The sequence below is a fragment of the Streptomyces sp. W16 genome, from assembly GCF_033194735.1.
In the GTDB taxonomy this organism is placed as follows: Bacteria; Actinomycetota; Actinomycetes; order Streptomycetales; family Streptomycetaceae; genus Streptomyces.
The window spans coordinates 1-15,297 of sequence record NZ_JAWOAI010000172.1 but is presented as its reverse complement, the minus strand read 5'-3'; the positions used below and the strand labels follow the sequence as shown (position 1 = coordinate 15,297).

Here is a 15,297-nt window from a genome sequence, read left to right as displayed (position 1 = left end):
GAAGCCCGGTCCGAAGCCGGGGCCACCGGGACCGCCCGGGCCACCCGGCCCGAAGGGACCGAAAGCCGCACGCCGCCCGTCGGGGCCACCCCGGCCGCGCCGGGAGTGGCCTTCCTGTCCATGTCCACGCTCGTATCCGTGGGTACGCATCGCAATCACTCCATTCCATCGTTGATCTGTCGCGATGCGTCAACGATATATCGGAACTGTTCGGATGACAAGCCCCTGCCGAAGACACGGCTACTCGCGCCGGAGGCGCCCGCTCCGCTCCAGCAGCCAGTCGTCGACCGCCGCGAAGTCCGCACCGGTGAGGCCGGTCATCGAATCCACGCGGTGGAGCAGGGCGGGTCCTCGGTGGTGGGCCGACACCCAGGCGTGGTCGAGGTCGGTGATCTCGTCGTCGACCCAGACGAAGGGGCGTCCCGCCGCGGCTCGGACGAGGGCTCGGGTCTTCCAGTTGAGTACGCCGGACTCGTACTCCTGCGACGCCTCCGGCAGGTCGGCCACCGGAAGCCGTGGCAGCCCGAGGAGCGGGGACAGCACCTCGTTGGCGTCCTCCATCCACGCGGTGGCCCACATCAGCTCGCAGGGCAGTGCCAGCAGCCGCGGAACATGGCCCACGTCGATCTTCACCAGCTGAGGATTCGACGTGCTCTGCCAGTCCTCCCATCCCTGAGAGCTCGACGGAATCAGCGCCCCTCCGAGGGGCAGGAGTGTCCCGTCGACGTCCAGGAAGAACAGCGGGCGTTCCGCTCGTCCGGTCACGACTCCTCGCTCACCGTCTCCGACCCTTCCTCTAAAGTCGCCCGCATGACCGACCCCTCCTACCTCACCGCGGTCCGGGAGTCGTACGACACCGTGGCCGACGACTACGTCCAACTCGTCAAGACTCCGGCCGAGTTGGACCCGCTGTCACGTGCGATGCCGGCCGCCTTCGCGGAGACCGTGCGGTCGGCGGGCCTCGGGCCGGTGGCGGACCTGGGGTGCGGGCCCGGCAGAGTCACCGCGTATCTGGCGGAGTTGGGGGTGCCGGTCTTCGGTGTCGACCTGTCCCCGAGGATGGTCGAGCTGGCCCGCCGCGCCTACCCGGAACTGACCTTCACCGTGGGCTCGATGACCGCGCCGGAGATCGGCGACGGCGAACTGGGCGGTGTCCTCGCCTACTACTCCACGCACCACACCCCGCCGGAACAACTGCCGGTCGTGTTCGGCGAGTTCCACCGCACCCTCGCGCCCGGCGGCCATCTGATGCTGGCCGGCCACGTGGGAGAGGGCCAACTCGTGCGCCCGACACAGGGATACGGCGGCCGTCCCGTGTCCTACGAGTCCCATCTGCTCCCGCCGGACCGGATCACCGAGTTGCTGGAGGGAGCCGGACTCACGATCACCGCCCGGCTGATCCAGGAGCCCGTCGCGGGAGCGAAGCGGAGGTATGCCACCTTCCTGGCCTGGAAACCTGAGCACCCCTCGTCGTCGTAACGACCCCTTCGGGCCACGAAATCGGTCCAGTACCCCCGAATTGGCCTTGGTCCGACAGACCGGGGAACCTCTAGCGTCGGAGCATGCGGATTCGAATCGTTGACGCGTTCACCGACCGTCCCTTCGCCGGCAATCCGGCCGGGGTGGTGCTTCTCGATGCCTTCCCGGAGGACGACGACTGGCTGCAGAAGGTCGCGCTGGAGGTGAATCACGCCGAGACGGCGTTTGCGCACCGGCTGCCCGAGGGCGGGGCGGCCGACTGGGCGCTGCGGTGGTTCACGCCGGCCACCGAGGTCGCGATGTGCGGACACGCGACCCTCGCCACGGCCCATGTGCTGCACACCACCGGCGCCCACGAGGGCGCCGTGCGGTTCACCACCCGCAGTGGTGTGCTCATCGCCACGCCGGCACCGGACGGGTCGATCACCCTCGACTTCCCGACCGCCCCGCTCACCCCCGTCGAGATCCCGGACGGCGTCACCGAGGCCCTGGGCGCGGAGGCCCTGACCGCCTTCGACACCGGGCCGAACATCCGCGACCTGGTCGTCGAACTCGCCGACGAGAAGACCGTCGTAGGACTGACACCCGACCACAAGGCCCTCGCCGCCCACTCAGAGCGCGGCATCATCGCCACCGCCCGCGCCGAAGACCCCACGCGGGGCTACGACTTCGTCTCCCGCTGCTTCTTCCCGAACGTCGGCATCGACGAGGACCCGGTCACCGGCAGCGCGCACACGGCGCTGGCCCCGTACTGGTCGGAGCGGCTCGGCAGCACTGTTCTCACCGGGCTTCAGGCCTCGCCGCGCACCGGGCTCGTCCGTACCGAACTGCGCGGCGACCGCACCCTGTTGACCGGGCGGGCGGTCACGACCATCGACGGCGAGCTGCTCGTCTGAGCCGCAACAGGCCTGCCCCGCACGGGACTTACGCCGTCGGCAGCCAGCCCACCTTCCCCGCCAGCAGCGCATAACCGACGAACGCCCCGATGTCGAGCAGGGAATGCGCCACGACCAAGGGGCCCACGCGGCCCCAACGGCGGTACAGGTAGACGAAGACCACGCCCATCACCATGTTGCCGACGAAGCCACCGATGCCCTGGTAGAGGTGGTAGCTACCGCGCAGTACGGAACTGGCCACCAGCGCGGTTCCCGGCGTCCAGCCCAACTGGCCCAGGCGGCGCAGCAGATAGCCCACGACGATCACTTCTTCGAGGATCGCGTTCTGCATCGCGGAGAGGATCAGGACCGGGTACTTCCACCAGACGTCGGGCAGCGCCTCGGGCACCACCGTGAGGTTGAAGCCGAGACCCCGTGCGGCCAGGTAGAACGCGATGCCGGTGCTGCCGATCACCGCCGCGATCGCCGCGCCGCGGCCCAGGTCGGGCCAGGGCCTGGTGCGGTCGAAGCCGATCGTGCGCAGGCTCTCGCCCTCCCTGAGGAGGAAGTGCGCCACGAGGGCGACCGGGACAAGTGCCGACGCGATTCCGAACAGCTGCCAGGCGAGATCCAGCCATGGCCGGCCGGGCGCGGCCGAGGCGTTGAGGGTGGCCGCCTGGTCCTTGAGACCGCCCGGTTTCGTGACCGATCCGACAAAGCTGATCAGGGCGGACACTCCACTCGCACCGAGCGAAAGCCCCAGAACGAGCAGTGCCTCGGACCGGAGAATCCGCCGCGTCGGCCGCTCCAGCGGAAAAGTTTCGGCCACCTGCCCTGCCTCCACCTGCACACCTGCCTTCAGTTCGGAAATCCCGCCTCACGCCCATCTTCGCCCCGCTAGGGTCTCGAAAGAACTTACGAAGATCGTGCGCGACAGGCCGTTGGGGGAGACGGAGGCACGAGGTTCAAAACAGGGAGGGGCACCACCGTCATGGGACGTCACAGCTTGCCCGATCCGGACAGGGCGGACGGCAGCGACCCCCGTCCTCGCGCGCGCCGCCGCAAGGTGGCCCTCGCCACGGTGCTTGTGCTGACCGTCGCCGGCGGTACCGCGGTCGCGGTGCGGAGCGGGCTGCTCTCCTTCGGTTCCTCCTGCCGCAAGGACGCGGTACGGCTGAAACTGGCCGCCTCTCCCGACATGGCTCCCGCCCTGCGCGCGGCGGCCGGACAGGCACGCGACGAGAACATCACGTCCGACGGGCAGTGCCTGAACATCTCGGTGACCGCCGAGGAGTCGTACAAGGTCGCGGACACGCTCAAGTCGGGCAAGCACCCGGACGTACAGGTGTGGGTGCCCGACTCGGAGTTGTGGGTGAACCAGGTCACCTCGGCCGCCGACGCGGAGGCGACGGAGGTGACTCCCGCGGGCAATGTGGCCGCCACTCCGGTCGGTGTGGCGATGGTCCCGGCCGCCGCGAAGTCGCTGGGGTGGCCGAAGAAGACGTACACCTGGCTGGACCTGGCCGGTGCCACCCTCCAGGACGACTCGCTGCGGCTGGGGGCGGCCGATCCGGCGCGCAGCGCGACGGGGCTGCTGGCGCTCACGCAGTTGAGTACGGCCGCCGCCAAGGTCAAGGGCGGTGACACACAGGCGGCGGCGATGATGAAGACGCTGTCGCAGCGGATCTCGGACACCGACAGCCAGGTCCTGGACACCCTGCCGCGCGACTCCTCCGGCACCGAGCAGGGCAATCCGAAGCGCAACCAGGCGCTGGTGCTGAGCGAGCAGTCGGCGTTCGCGTACAACGCGTCGGCCGACGGCGGGAGTCTCGACCTGTTCTATCCGAAGGACGGCTCCCCTCGGCTGGACTACCCGTACAACCTGGTGGACCGGGAGCGGCTGACGACGGACGAGAGCCGGGCCGCGATCCGGTTCATGACGTATCTGAGCAAGCCCGCGCAGCAGAAGCTGATGGTGAAGTACGGCTTCCGCACCGATGACGAGGCTGCGCCGAAGGCGGTGGTCGCCAAGGCCGGCGGCAGCAGTCCGCAGCCGTACGCCGTGGCGCCGGCCGAGCCGGCCTCCGACGCGGCGCTCCAGGAGGCGCTGGGGACCTGGACGATCACGGTGCAGAGCGCGCGGATCACCACGGTCGTGGACGCGTCGTCGTCGATGTCGGAATCGGTGCCGGGGACCGGGCAGTCGCGGATGGACGTCACCAAGGCGTCGTTGTTGCAGGCGCTGGCCACGTTCACGCCCGAGGACGAGATCGGGCTCTGGGAGTTCTCCACGAAGCTCGACGGCGACAAGGACTACCGCGTCCTGGTGCCGACCGAGCGGCTCGGCGACCGCGTGGGCAGCGGCACCCAACGGGACAGCCTGTCGGCGGCGTTCGGGAGTCTGAAGCCGGTGCCGAACGGCGCGACGGGGCTGTACGACACCACGCTCGCCGCGTACAGGGCGGCCATGTCCTCTTACGCGGACGGGAAGTTCAACGCGCTGGTGATTCTGACCGACGGGGTCAACCAGGACCCGGGCAGCATCTCGCGCACCACGCTTCTCAAGCAGTTGCGCCAACTCGCCAGCCCTGAGCGGCCGGTGCCGCTGATCATGATCGCGGTGGGTCCGGAGGCCGACAAGGAGGAGGCCCGGCAGATCGCCGAGGCGACCGGCGGCTCGGGCCACGAGGTGAGCAACCCCGCCCAGATCCAGTCGGTGATCCTCCAGGCCATCGTGGCGGCGGGTGCGGCGGGCGCCTCGGCCAACGCGGGCTGAGGCAGCGGCGGTTCACCCCAGCGGTGCCGGTTCCGGCAGGCCCACCGGCCACGTGTGGACCGGCTCCCCGAGGTGCATCAGCTCGCTGTAGCGGCGGGTCGTCGCGGCGAAAGCGGCTTCCCTGCTGAGGCCCTGTTCGAGGGCCCGGTGGAAGGTGCCGGACTGCCAGGTCGCGCCGTTGGCCCGGCGCCGGCAGCGTTCGTCGATCACGCCCAAGTACAGGTCCCGGTCGGCCGGTTCGACCCCCCACGCGTCAAGCCCGGCTTCGGCGAGCGGCAGCAGTTCGTCGCGTACGAGGGCCACCGCGTCGATCTCGGTGGTGCCGCCGAGCCGTCCGCGCCGGGGCCAGAGCAGGCGGGCGTCGATGCCGTGGCGGCACGCGGTGTCGAAGTTGGCGGCGGCGGCCTCGAAGGGCAGCCGGGTCCACACCGGCCGCGACTCCTCGGCGAGGGCGCGCACGACGCCGTAGTAGAAGGCGGTGTTGGCGATGACGTCGGTGACGGTGGGTCCCGCGGGCAGGACGCGGTTCTCGACGCGCAGGTGCGGGACGCCGTCGGCGATGCCGTAGACCGGGCGGTTCCAGCGGTACACCGTGCCGTTGTGCAGGACGAGTTCGGCGAGGGTGGGGATGCCGCCGGTGTCGAGCACGTCGAGGGGTTCCTCGTCGTCGTGGACCGGGAGCAGGGGCGGGAAGTAGCGGAGGTTCTCCTCGAAGAGGTCGAACGCGGAGGTGACCCAGCGTTCGCCGAACCAGGTGCGGGGGCGGACGCCCTGGGCCTGGAGTTCGGGCGGACGGGTGTCGGTGGCCTGCTGGAAGAGCGGCGGGCGGGACTCGGGCCACAGTTCGCGGCCGAACAGGAAGGGCGAGTTGGCGCCCACGGCGACCTGCGCGGCGGCGACGGCCTGGGCGGCGTTCCACACGTCCGCGAAGCGGTCCGGGGTGACCTGGAGGTGCAGCTGCACGGAGGTGCAGGCGGCTTCGGGCGCGATGGAGCCGGACGTGCAGGTGAGGTGCTCGACGCCGTCGATGTCGAGGACGAAATCCTCGCCCCTGGCGGCCACGATCTGGTCGTTGAGCAGGGTGTAGCGGTCCACCGCGGAGAGGTTCGAGGAGACCAGGTCGTCCCGGTCGAGCGTCGGCAGAATGCCGATCATCACTATTCCGGCGTCGACCTCGCCCGCTTTCCGATGGGCATATGCCAGGGACGTGCGGATCTCCTCGGCGAGCCGGTCGAATACCCGGCCCTCCAATCGATGTGGGGCAATGTTGACTTCCAGATTGAACATGGCGAGTTCTGTTTGGAAATCTCGGCTCGCGATGCGTTCGAGGACCTGTGCATTCAGCATTCTCGGCATGCCGTCGGCACCGGCGAGGTTGAGTTCGATCTCCAGCCCCATGAGGTTCTTGGGGCGGTCGAACCGCTTCTCGGCCAGCAGCCGCTCCAGTCCCGTCAGGCACCGCCGCAGCTTGGCGCGGTAGCGCTGGCGGTCGGCGAGCTCGAACGGCCCCGCCACGACCTTCTCCCCCATCGAAGCCCCACCTCCTCGTCCCGGGTCAGGAAGGATGATGCCCAGACCTGGCGATCGATAACGTCCCGCGGCGGGCCGGCGCCCGCTACTCTGGTCCGAAGTGACCCGCGGCACATTCACGAGGCATGGGGCGCTGGACGGTTCCGCACACAATGAGGGTCTCGTGAAAAACGCCGACGAGAATTGGCCGACCGCATCGGTGACATATCCCGAGGTCATCGCCGTTTCCCCGGTTCGGAACCGGGATGATTCCCACGAATCGCTGGCCGAATGGTCCCTTGTTGTTCATACGGGAAACGGTTAGACGAAACACCGTCTGAACACGTGTCGTATAAACTCCGCGAACAAGGCAGAAGGTTGGTGCCCACGATCCTGGTCCCGCCGTCGAGGTGACGTGCGGCGGGCTGTACCCATGTGCACAGCACCCCCGGCCCCCGCCTCTCTGACCCCGAGAGCTGACAGCGCCGTCCGCCCCCGTCCCGCCCTCGCGCCACCGTGCCTGTCGAATGAGAGGCGACCCACCATGCCGCTGCATTTCCCCCCGGCTCCCGCGCCCGCCCTGCGCTCCGTTCTCACGGCACTCGGTTCCCCCACCGCCGTCCGCGAGGCCCGAACGCCCTCCCTGCGCGCGGCCCAGGGGCCCGCCACACCCGAACTCCCGTTGCCCGTCCATGTACTGGACGACGTCACACCGGAGGGGACCGCCGTCACCTCGCTGGCCGGGTGGCGTTTCCTGATCCGCTGCGGTGACCGCGCGGTCGCCGCCGCCGAGACGATGCTGACCCCCGACGGCTGGGCGTTCTCGCACTTCTTCGAGGGCCCCTACATCACCGCGACCGAGCGGGCGCTGCGCCAGGCCGAGAACATGAAGGGCGCCTACCAGCCGCGCCTGCTGTCCGTGCCCGGCCTCTACATGCTCACGCTGTGGCTGCACGGCGATCTCACCGCGGACGGCGCCGGCGGCCACCCCGCCGCGACCGATCTGCTGGTCCCACTGGCCCCGGCACCCCCCGGCATCGCGGCCCACCGTCCGCACCGGGTCGCCGAGTTGCTGCCGGTGCTGACTCATCGGGTGACTCCGGCGCCACTACTCGGTTCACCCGCCTGACTTCTCTCCGCTGTCACCTCCGTACCCCGCCGCCGAATTCCCGGTAGCGGGGTACGATCGCGTTTCCGATCCTCTTTATGTTCGTAACGCTCGTACGAGCAGGAAAAGGCTCGTACGAGCCGGGAATTGGGATGAACCGTCCGCGCGGGTGATGCGTCATCAACCTGTGAGAAGCGGTGCCGCTAAATCCCTGCGGATTGACGCCCGTAGGGCAACACTGGGTTCGGACCAACTCAACACCACGGGGGACGGACATGACCACAACAGAGCGAGAGATCCCACCAATGTGCAAGCACCAGCCGCCGTGTCCCACAGCCGAATCAGCCGACCGGGAATCCGCCCGCCTCACGGCGCACCACCCGGAGCAGGGCTGGAGCCTGCTGTGCAACGGCGTTCTCCTGTTCGAGGACACCGGTGAGCTCCTGCCCGACGGCCAGATCATCGCCCCGCACCGCCAGGTGATGACTGCCGCTTGAGCATTTCAAGGACATGTTCAAGGACATGAGGGGCCGGCCGCACACACGAAGTGCGCACCGGCCCCGACGCATATCCGGGGTCAATCACTCCCCGTAGTCGACTGCTGTCCGAGCGCCTCCCCTAGTGCGAAATACTCGAACCAGTCGAAGGCCGCCGTGCCCTCGCTGACATACATGCCGATCACCCGGCCGGTGAAGCCCCCGGCGACCTGGGTGGAGAGATAGCGACCGTCCAACTCGGCCAGTTCTACGGCACCTTCGGGGCCCTCTATGGAAAAGGTGAGGGTGTCGGGGCCGCGCGTGCCGGTGTCGGCCGTGCCGATCTCGACGGCGAGGGTGACCGGGCCGGGCGGTACCTGGCGCTCCGCGACCCGCTGCCGTACCGGGCCGATCCGCGCGACCACGCTCACCACTCCCCCGGCGACCTCGATGTCGTAGTGATGCGCCTCGTCCATGCGGACGGAGAGTCCGGCGCGCGCGGAGCCGGGGTCGATGCGGACCGCCGCCCGGCAGTCGGGGTGCTGCTGTCGGCGTCCGAGGAACGCGGGGCCCGTCCGCGCGTTCAGGGTCAGCCGGCCGGGCCGCTCGGTCAGTGACCAGCCGGCGTCCGGCCTGCGGCGCGGGGAGATCCAGGAGAAGGCGAGGGTCGGGGCGTCGAAGTCGTCGCGTACCGGCGGGAGTTGGAAGGGGTGCCAGGCCTTCGGCGCCGGGTGCTGTTCCTGTACCGGGCCGACCCGTGGCCAGCCGTCCGCCCACTCCACCGGGGTCAGGAAGGTCTCGCGGCCCAGCACGTGGAAGCCGGGGAACCAGCCCCGGGGCCGGGTGCCGAGGAGCACCATCCACCAGGTGCCGTCGGGGGCGGTGACCAGGTCGGCGTGGCCGGTGCTCTGGATGGGGAGGTCGGTGCTGCGGTGGGAGAGGATCGGGTTGGCGGGGGCCGGTTCGTAGGGGCCGCGCGGAGAGCGGGCGCGGGCGATCGAGACGCTGTGGCCGTGTGCGGTGCCGCCCTCGGCCACCATCAGGTACCACCAGTCGCCGACGCGGTAGAGGTGCGGGGCCTCCGGGTGCTGTAGTCCCGTGCCGGACCAGATCGGGAGCGGGCCCTCCAGGACCTTGCCGGTCGTCGTGTCGATGCGGGCAACTTTCACCCCGGCCACGGCACACCAGCAGTTCCCGTCCTCGTCCCAGGCCAGGTCGGGGTCGATGCCGGGTACGTCGACGAGCACCGGGTCCGACCAGGGGCCCTCGGGCCGGTCTGCGGTGACGAGGAAGTTGCCCTTGCCGCCCACGTCGGTGGTGATGAGGTGGAAGCGGCCGTCGTGGTGGCGGAGGGTCGGGGCGTAGATGCCGGCCGAGGCGGGGGTGTCGTCCGGCAGGTCCAACTGGCTCGGCCGGTCAAGGGCGTTGCCGATCTGGCGCCAGTGCACCAGGTCCCGGCTGTGGAAGAGCGGGACGCCGGGGAAGTACTCGAAGCTGGAGCACGCGAGGTAGTAGTCCTCGCCGACCCGGCACACGCTGGGGTCGGGATGGAAGCCGCCGATGACCGGGTTGTCGTAGGTCCGCATGCGCCTCAGCCCCTCCGTCCAGCCCCGTGTTCGAAAGTTTCGGGCTGATTGGCGAACGTTACGAAGCGGGACTGTAGGTGGATCCGCCAGTGGGGGCAAGGTCGGGCGCGGGGGCGAGTTGCAGGCTGAGCACCATGGTGAGGCCGCCGCCGGGTGTGTCCTCCGCGCTGAGCGTGCCGCCGAGGGCCTCGGTGAAGCCGCGAGCGACCGCCAGGCCGAGGCCCACTCCGGCGCCGCGCGGGGCGTCGCCGTAGCGCTGGAAGGGTTCGAAGATGCGGTTCTTCGCCTCGTCGGGGACGCCCGGGCCGCGGTCGACCACCCTGATCTCGACGCGGTCGGCGATGGCACTCGCCTTGACCAGTACGGGAGTTCCCTCCGGGCTGTACTTCACCGCGTTCTCGACCAGGTTCGCCACCGCCCGCTCCAACAGGCCGGGGTCGACGGCCACCATGGGCAGTGTCTCCGGGATGTCGAGTTCGACGGTGTCCTCGGGAACTCCGCCCAGCGCCATCGGGACGACCTCGTCGAGGTCCACCTCGCGGATCATCGGGGTGACCGTGCCGGTCTGCAGGCGGGACATGTCGAGGAGGTTGCCGACGAGGTTGTCGAGGCGGTCGGCGCCGTCCTCGATGCCGGCCAGCAGCTCCGCCTGGTCCTCGTCCGACCAGGCGACGTCCTCGGAGCGGAGGGAAGTGACGGCCGCCTTGATGCCGGCGAGTGGCGTCCGCAGGTCATGGCTCACGGCGGCCAGGAGGGCCGTGCGGATGCGGTTGCCCTCGGCCAACGCGCGGGCCTGGTCTGCCTCTTCGCGCAGGCGGCGGCGATCGAGTACGACGGCTGCCTGCGCCGCGAAGGCGGCCAGGACGCGGCGGTCCTCGGCGGGCAGTACCCGGCCCGAGAGGGCAAGGGCCATGTGGTCGCCGACCGGTACGTCGACGTCCGCGTCCTCGGGGTTCTGGCAGGGGCGTGGGCCGACGCTGCCCGCGCAGGTCCAGGGTTCGACGTCGCTCGCGCGCTCCAGCAGGGCGGCGGACTCCATGCCGAAGGTCTCCCGGACCCGTTCCAGGAGGGCCTCCAGGCTGGTTTCGCCGCGCAGCACATTGCCCGCGAGGAAGGAGAGGATCTCCGACTCGGCGCGCAGCCGGGCCGCCTGGTGGGTGCGCCGGGCGGCAAGGTCGACCACCGACGCGACCGACACCGCGACGGCCACGAAGATCGCGATGGCGACGATGTTCTTGGGGTCCGCGATGGTGAAGGTGTGCACGGGCGGGGTGAAGTACCAGTTCAGCAGCAGCGATCCGACCGCCGCCGAGGCCAGCGCGGGGAACAGTCCGCCGAGCAGGGCCGCCGCCACGGTCAGCGTCAGATACAGCAACATGTCGTTGGCCAGGCCGACTTCGGGCGCGACACTGCTCAACAGCCAGGTCAGCAGCAGCGGTCCGCCGATACCGGCCAGCCAGCCCCAGACGATGCGGGCCCGCCCGAGCCGCGCGCCCCGGTTCACGGGCAGTCCGCGTCCCTTGCCCGCCTCGTCGTGGGTGATGAGGTGGACGTCGAGATCGGGCCCTGAGTCCCGGGCGACCGTCGAGCCGACCCCCGGACCGAAGACGTACTGCCAGCCTTTCCGGCGGGAGACGCCGAGGACGATCTGGGTGGCGTTGACTCCGCGCGCGAAGTCCAGCAGGGCCACCGGGATGTTCTCGCCCACGACTTGGTGGAAGGTGCCGCCCAAGTCCTCGACGAGCGTGCGCTGTTGGGCGAGTTCCTTCGGGGAGGCCGAGGTCAGGCCGTCACTGCGGGAGATGTAGACCGCCAACACCTCGCCGCCCGCGCCCTTTTCGGCGAGGCGGGCGGCCCGGCGGATCAGCGTGCGCCCCTCCGGACCGCCGGTCAGGCCCACGACGATGCGTTCGCGTGAGCCCCAGATCGCCGAGACGCGGTGTTCGCTGCGGTACTCCTGGAGGTAGGCGTCGACCCGGTCGGCGAGCCAGAGGAGCGCCAACTCCCGCAGGGCGGTGAGGTTTCCGGGGCGGAAGTAGTTGGAGAGGGCCGCGTCGACCTTGTCCGGTTTGTAGATGTTGCCGTGTGCCATGCGGCGCCGCAGCGCGGGCGGTGACATGTCGACGAGTTCGATCTGATCGGCCCGGCGGACGACCTCGTCCGGGACGGTCTCCTGTTGCCGTACGCCGGTGATGGACTCGACGATGTCGCCCAGGGATTCCAGGTGTTGGATGTTGACGGTGGAGATCACGTCGATGCCCGCGGCGAGGAGTTCCTCGATGTCCTGCCAGCGCTTGGCGTTGCGGGAGCCGGGGATGTTGGTGTGCGGCAGTTCGTCGACGAGGGCGACTTCGGGGTGGCGGGCGAGGACCGCGTCGACGTCCATCTCGCTGAACGTCGTGTCCCGGTAGGCGAGTTCGCGGCGCGGGATCTCCTCCAGGCCGTGCAGCATCACCTCGGTGCGCGGCCGGCTGTGGTGTTCCACGAAGGCGACCACGCAGTCGGTGCCGCGCTCGATACGGCGGTGCGCCTCGGACAGCATCGCGTACGTCTTGCCGACGCCCGGTGCCGCGCCGAGGTAGATCCGGAGCTTGCCGCGTCCCATGTCATCCTTCGAAGCGATAGCCCATGCCGGGCTCGGTGATCAGATAGCGGGGGCTCGACGGGTCCCCTTCCAACTTCCGGCGCAACTGGGCCATGTAGACCCGGAGATAGTTGGTCTTGTTGCTCTGGGACACCCCCCACACCTCCTGCAACAGGTACTTCTGTGTGACGAGGCGGCCCGGGTTGGTGATCAGGATCTCCAGCAGATGCCACTCGGTGGGGGTGAGCCGGATGTCGTGTCCGCCGCGGGTGGCGCGCTTGGCGAGCAGGTCGATGGTGAAGTCGTCGGTGGTGACCAGGGTGGTCGTCGGGGCGAGCGGTACGTCCTCGACGCGGCGGACGGCGGCCCGTAGCCGGGCGAGGAGTTCGTCCATGCTGAACGGCTTGGTGATGTAGTCGTCGGCGCCCGCGTCGAGGGCGGCGACCTTCTCGTCGGAGGCCTGCCGCGCCGACAGCACCAGGATCGGGACCCGGGTCCAGCCGCGCAGCGCCTTGATGACGTCGACGCCGTCCATGTCGGGCAGTCCGAGGTCGAGCATCACGACGTCCGGCTGTCGCGCCGCCGCGAGCCGGAGCGCGGTGGCGCCGTCGGGGGCCGCGTCCACGCCGTACTGGCGGGCCTGCATGTTGATCACGAGGGCCCGTACGAGCTGCGGGTCGTCCTCCACCACCAGCACCCGTGTCATGGGGGTGTGCCTTTCGTGTGGTCCCTGGCATGGCGGCGGGAGTCGGCGGCGCCGGGATCTCTCCCGGGCCGCCGACTCCCCTGCCGGTCGCGTAACGCCATCAGCTCTTCGTCACAAGGGACTTGAGCGCGATGTTGAGTTCCAGCACGTTCACCGTGGGCTCACCGATGAAGCCGAGGGTGCGGCCGTCGGTGTGCTCGTCGACCAGCTTCTGCACCTGGGTGACGGTCAGGCCGTTCTTCTCGGCGATGCGGTGGACCTGGAGGTCCGCGTACGCCGGAGAGATGTCCGGGTCGAGGCCCGAGCCGGAGGAGGTCACCGCGTCGGCGGGCACCTGGGACGCCTTGACCGTGTAGCCGGGCACCGAGTTGTCCTTGATGACGGCGGCCTTGGCGTCCTTCACCTGCTGGACGAGGACCTTGCTGTCGGCGGAGAGGTTGGTGGCACCGGAGAGGATCAGCTTGTACTGGGTGTTGACGCTGTTGGCGCCGAGCCCGTTCTGCGGGCGGCCCTGGAACCACTTGAGGTCCGGGTCCGGGGTCTCCTGCCCCTTCTTCAACGGCAGGTTGTACGACTGCCCGATCAGGGACGAGCCGACGACCTTGCCGTCCGACTTGATCTCCGAGCCGTTCGCCTTGCCGGGGAAGATCCCCTGCGCGATGCCGGTGACGACCAGCGGATAGATGACACCGGTCACCAGGGTCAGCACGAGCAGGGCGCGCAGGCCCGCCCAGAGCAACCGGGCTGTGTTGGATACCGAGTTGTTCATAACTGGTCAGCACGCTTTCAAAAAGTTACAGCCCGGGGATGAGGGAGATGAGCAGGTCGATGATCTTGATGCCGATGAAGGGCGCGATCAGCCCGCCGATGCCGTAGATCGTCAGGTTGCGGCGCAGCATCTTGTCGGCGCTGACCGGCCGGTACTGCACACCCCGCAGGGAGAGCGGGACCAGCGCGATGATGACCAGCGCGTTGAAGATGACCGCCGACAGGATGGCGGAGTCCGGCGAGGACAGGCCCATCACGTTGAGCTTGTCCAGGCCCGGGTAGACCGCCGCGAACAGCGCCGGGATGATCGCGAAGTACTTCGCGACGTCGTTGGCGATCGAGAACGTCGTCAACGCGCCCCGGGTGATGAGGAGTTGCTTGCCGATCTCGACGATCTCGATGAGCTTGGTCGGGTTCGAGTCGAGGTCGACCATGTTGCCGGCCTCCTTCGCGGCCGACGTACCGGTGTTCATCGCGACGCCGACGTCCGCCTGGGCCAGCGCGGGCGCGTCGTTCGTGCCGTCACCGGTCATCGCGACCAGCTTGCCGCCGGCCTGCTCCCGCTTGATGAGGGCCATCTTGTCCTCGGGAGTGGCCTCCGCGAGGAAGTCGTCGACGCCGGCCTCGTCGGCGATCGCCTTGGCGGTCAGCGGGTTGTCACCGGTGATCATGATGGTCTTGATGCCCATGCGGCGCAGCTCGTCGAACCGCTCGCGCATGCCCGCCTTGACTACGTCCTTGAGGTGGATGACCCCCAACACCCGTGCGCCTTCGGTGTCTTCGACGGCCACGAGCAGCGGGGTGCCGCCGGCCGCCGAGATCCGGTCGGTGAGGGCGCCGGCGTCCTCGGACACCTCGCCGCCCCGCTCCCGGACCCAGGTGACGACCGAACCGGCCGCGCCCTTGCGGATCTTGCGCCCGTCGACATCCACACCCGACATACGGGTCTGGGCGGTGAAGGCGATCCACTCGGCGTGGGCCAACTCGCCCTGGTGGCGCTCGCGCAGACCGTACTTCTCCTTCGCCAGGACGACGATGGAACGGCCCTCGGGCGTCTCGTCGGCCAGCGAGGAGAGCTGCGCGGCGTCGGCGACCTCGGCCTCGGTGGTGCCGGTCACCGGCACGAACTCGGAGGCCTGACGGTTGCCGAGGGTGATGGTGCCGGTCTTGTCGAGCAGCAGCGTGGAGACGTCACCGGCGGCCTCAACTGCCCTGCCGGACATGGCCAGTACGTTCCGCTGCACCAGCCGGTCCATGCCCGCGATGCCGATCGCGGAGAGCAGTGCGCCGATGGTCGTAGGGATCAGACAGACCAGGAGGGCCACCAGCACGATCAACGTGAGGTGCGTGCCCGCGTAGTCCGCGAACGGCGGCAGCGTGGCACAGGCGAGCAGGAAGACGATGGTGAGGGACGCCAACAGGATGTTCAG

General features: G+C 69.5%; 13 protein-coding genes and 1 pseudogene. 5 read left to right on the top strand and 9 right to left on the bottom strand.

Annotated features, from left to right (window positions below):
* A pseudogene (locus tag R6V09_RS23150) lies at positions 1–150 on the bottom strand (PadR family transcriptional regulator); the annotation flags it as partial.
* 90 nt (positions 151–240) lie between these two features.
* Entirely contained in the window at positions 241–765 is a 525-nt protein-coding gene (locus tag R6V09_RS23145; protein ID WP_317883351.1) for a hypothetical protein, read from the bottom strand.
* A gap of 45 nt (positions 766–810) precedes the next feature.
* Here R6V09_RS23145 and R6V09_RS23140 point away from each other — a divergent pair, with 45 nt between their 5' ends.
* Together R6V09_RS23140 and R6V09_RS23135 are read left to right on the top strand one after the other, a co-directional pair.
* Positions 811–1,479 (top strand): class I SAM-dependent methyltransferase, encoded by a 669-nt coding sequence (locus R6V09_RS23140; protein WP_317883350.1) that lies wholly within the window; start codon positions 811–813, stop codon positions 1,477–1,479.
* 83 nt (positions 1,480–1,562) lie between these two features.
* Positions 1,563–2,375: a PhzF family phenazine biosynthesis protein gene (locus tag R6V09_RS23135; RefSeq protein WP_317883349.1), complete on the top strand. Its 813-nt coding sequence runs from the start codon at positions 1,563–1,565 to the stop codon at positions 2,373–2,375.
* 28 nt (positions 2,376–2,403) lie between these two features.
* Here the strand turns inward: R6V09_RS23135 and R6V09_RS23130 are convergent, their stop codons facing one another.
* Entirely contained in the window at positions 2,404–3,204 is an 801-nt protein-coding gene (locus tag R6V09_RS23130; RefSeq protein WP_317883348.1) for a CPBP family intramembrane glutamic endopeptidase, read from the bottom strand.
* A 141-nt stretch (positions 3,205–3,345) separates the two neighbouring features.
* Here R6V09_RS23130 and R6V09_RS23125 point away from each other — a divergent pair, with 141 nt between their 5' ends.
* Positions 3,346–5,130 carry a substrate-binding and VWA domain-containing protein gene (locus R6V09_RS23125; RefSeq protein WP_317883347.1) on the top strand — a complete coding sequence of 595 codons (1,785 nt, stop codon included), beginning with the start codon at positions 3,346–3,348 and terminating at the stop codon, positions 5,128–5,130.
* 12 nt (positions 5,131–5,142) lie between these two features.
* Here R6V09_RS23125 and R6V09_RS23120 read toward each other — a convergent pair whose 3' ends face one another.
* Entirely contained in the window at positions 5,143–6,660 is a 1,518-nt protein-coding gene (locus R6V09_RS23120; protein WP_317883346.1) for a glutamate-cysteine ligase family protein, read from the bottom strand.
* A gap of 523 nt (positions 6,661–7,183) precedes the next feature.
* Here R6V09_RS23120 and R6V09_RS23115 point away from each other — a divergent pair.
* Both R6V09_RS23115 and R6V09_RS23110 read left to right on the top strand, forming a co-directional pair.
* Positions 7,184–7,768, top strand: a complete 585-nt coding sequence (locus R6V09_RS23115; protein WP_317883345.1) for a hypothetical protein — start codon at positions 7,184–7,186, stop codon at positions 7,766–7,768.
* Between the two features lie 284 nt (positions 7,769–8,052).
* Positions 8,053–8,244, top strand: coding sequence for a DUF5999 family protein (locus R6V09_RS23110; RefSeq protein ID WP_043667998.1), 192 nt, complete (start codon positions 8,053–8,055; stop codon positions 8,242–8,244).
* Between the two features lie 80 nt (positions 8,245–8,324).
* On the opposite strand, the gene R6V09_RS23105 is transcribed toward R6V09_RS23110, so the two are convergent.
* The 5 genes from R6V09_RS23105 to kdpB form a co-directional block, all read right to left on the bottom strand.
* Positions 8,325–9,809, bottom strand: a complete 1,485-nt coding sequence (locus R6V09_RS23105) for a glycoside hydrolase family 43 protein (RefSeq protein WP_317883344.1) — start codon at positions 9,807–9,809, stop codon at positions 8,325–8,327.
* Positions 9,810–9,867: 58 nt separating this feature from the next.
* Positions 9,868–12,414, bottom strand: a complete 2,547-nt coding sequence (locus R6V09_RS23100) for a sensor histidine kinase KdpD (RefSeq protein ID WP_317883343.1) — start codon at positions 12,412–12,414, stop codon at positions 9,868–9,870.
* 1 nt (position 12,415) lies between these two features.
* A complete protein-coding gene (locus R6V09_RS23095; protein WP_317773393.1) occupies positions 12,416–13,099 on the bottom strand; it encodes a response regulator transcription factor in 684 nt (227 codons plus the stop codon).
* Positions 13,100–13,199: 100 nt separating this feature from the next.
* Positions 13,200–13,868 carry a potassium-transporting ATPase subunit C gene (locus R6V09_RS23090; protein WP_317883342.1) on the bottom strand — a complete coding sequence of 223 codons (669 nt, stop codon included), beginning with the start codon at positions 13,866–13,868 and terminating at the stop codon, positions 13,200–13,202.
* A 25-nt stretch (positions 13,869–13,893) separates the two neighbouring features.
* Positions 13,894–15,297 (bottom strand): potassium-transporting ATPase subunit KdpB (gene kdpB, locus R6V09_RS23085; RefSeq protein ID WP_317883341.1); only part of this gene is annotated, 1,404 nt, incomplete at its 5' end.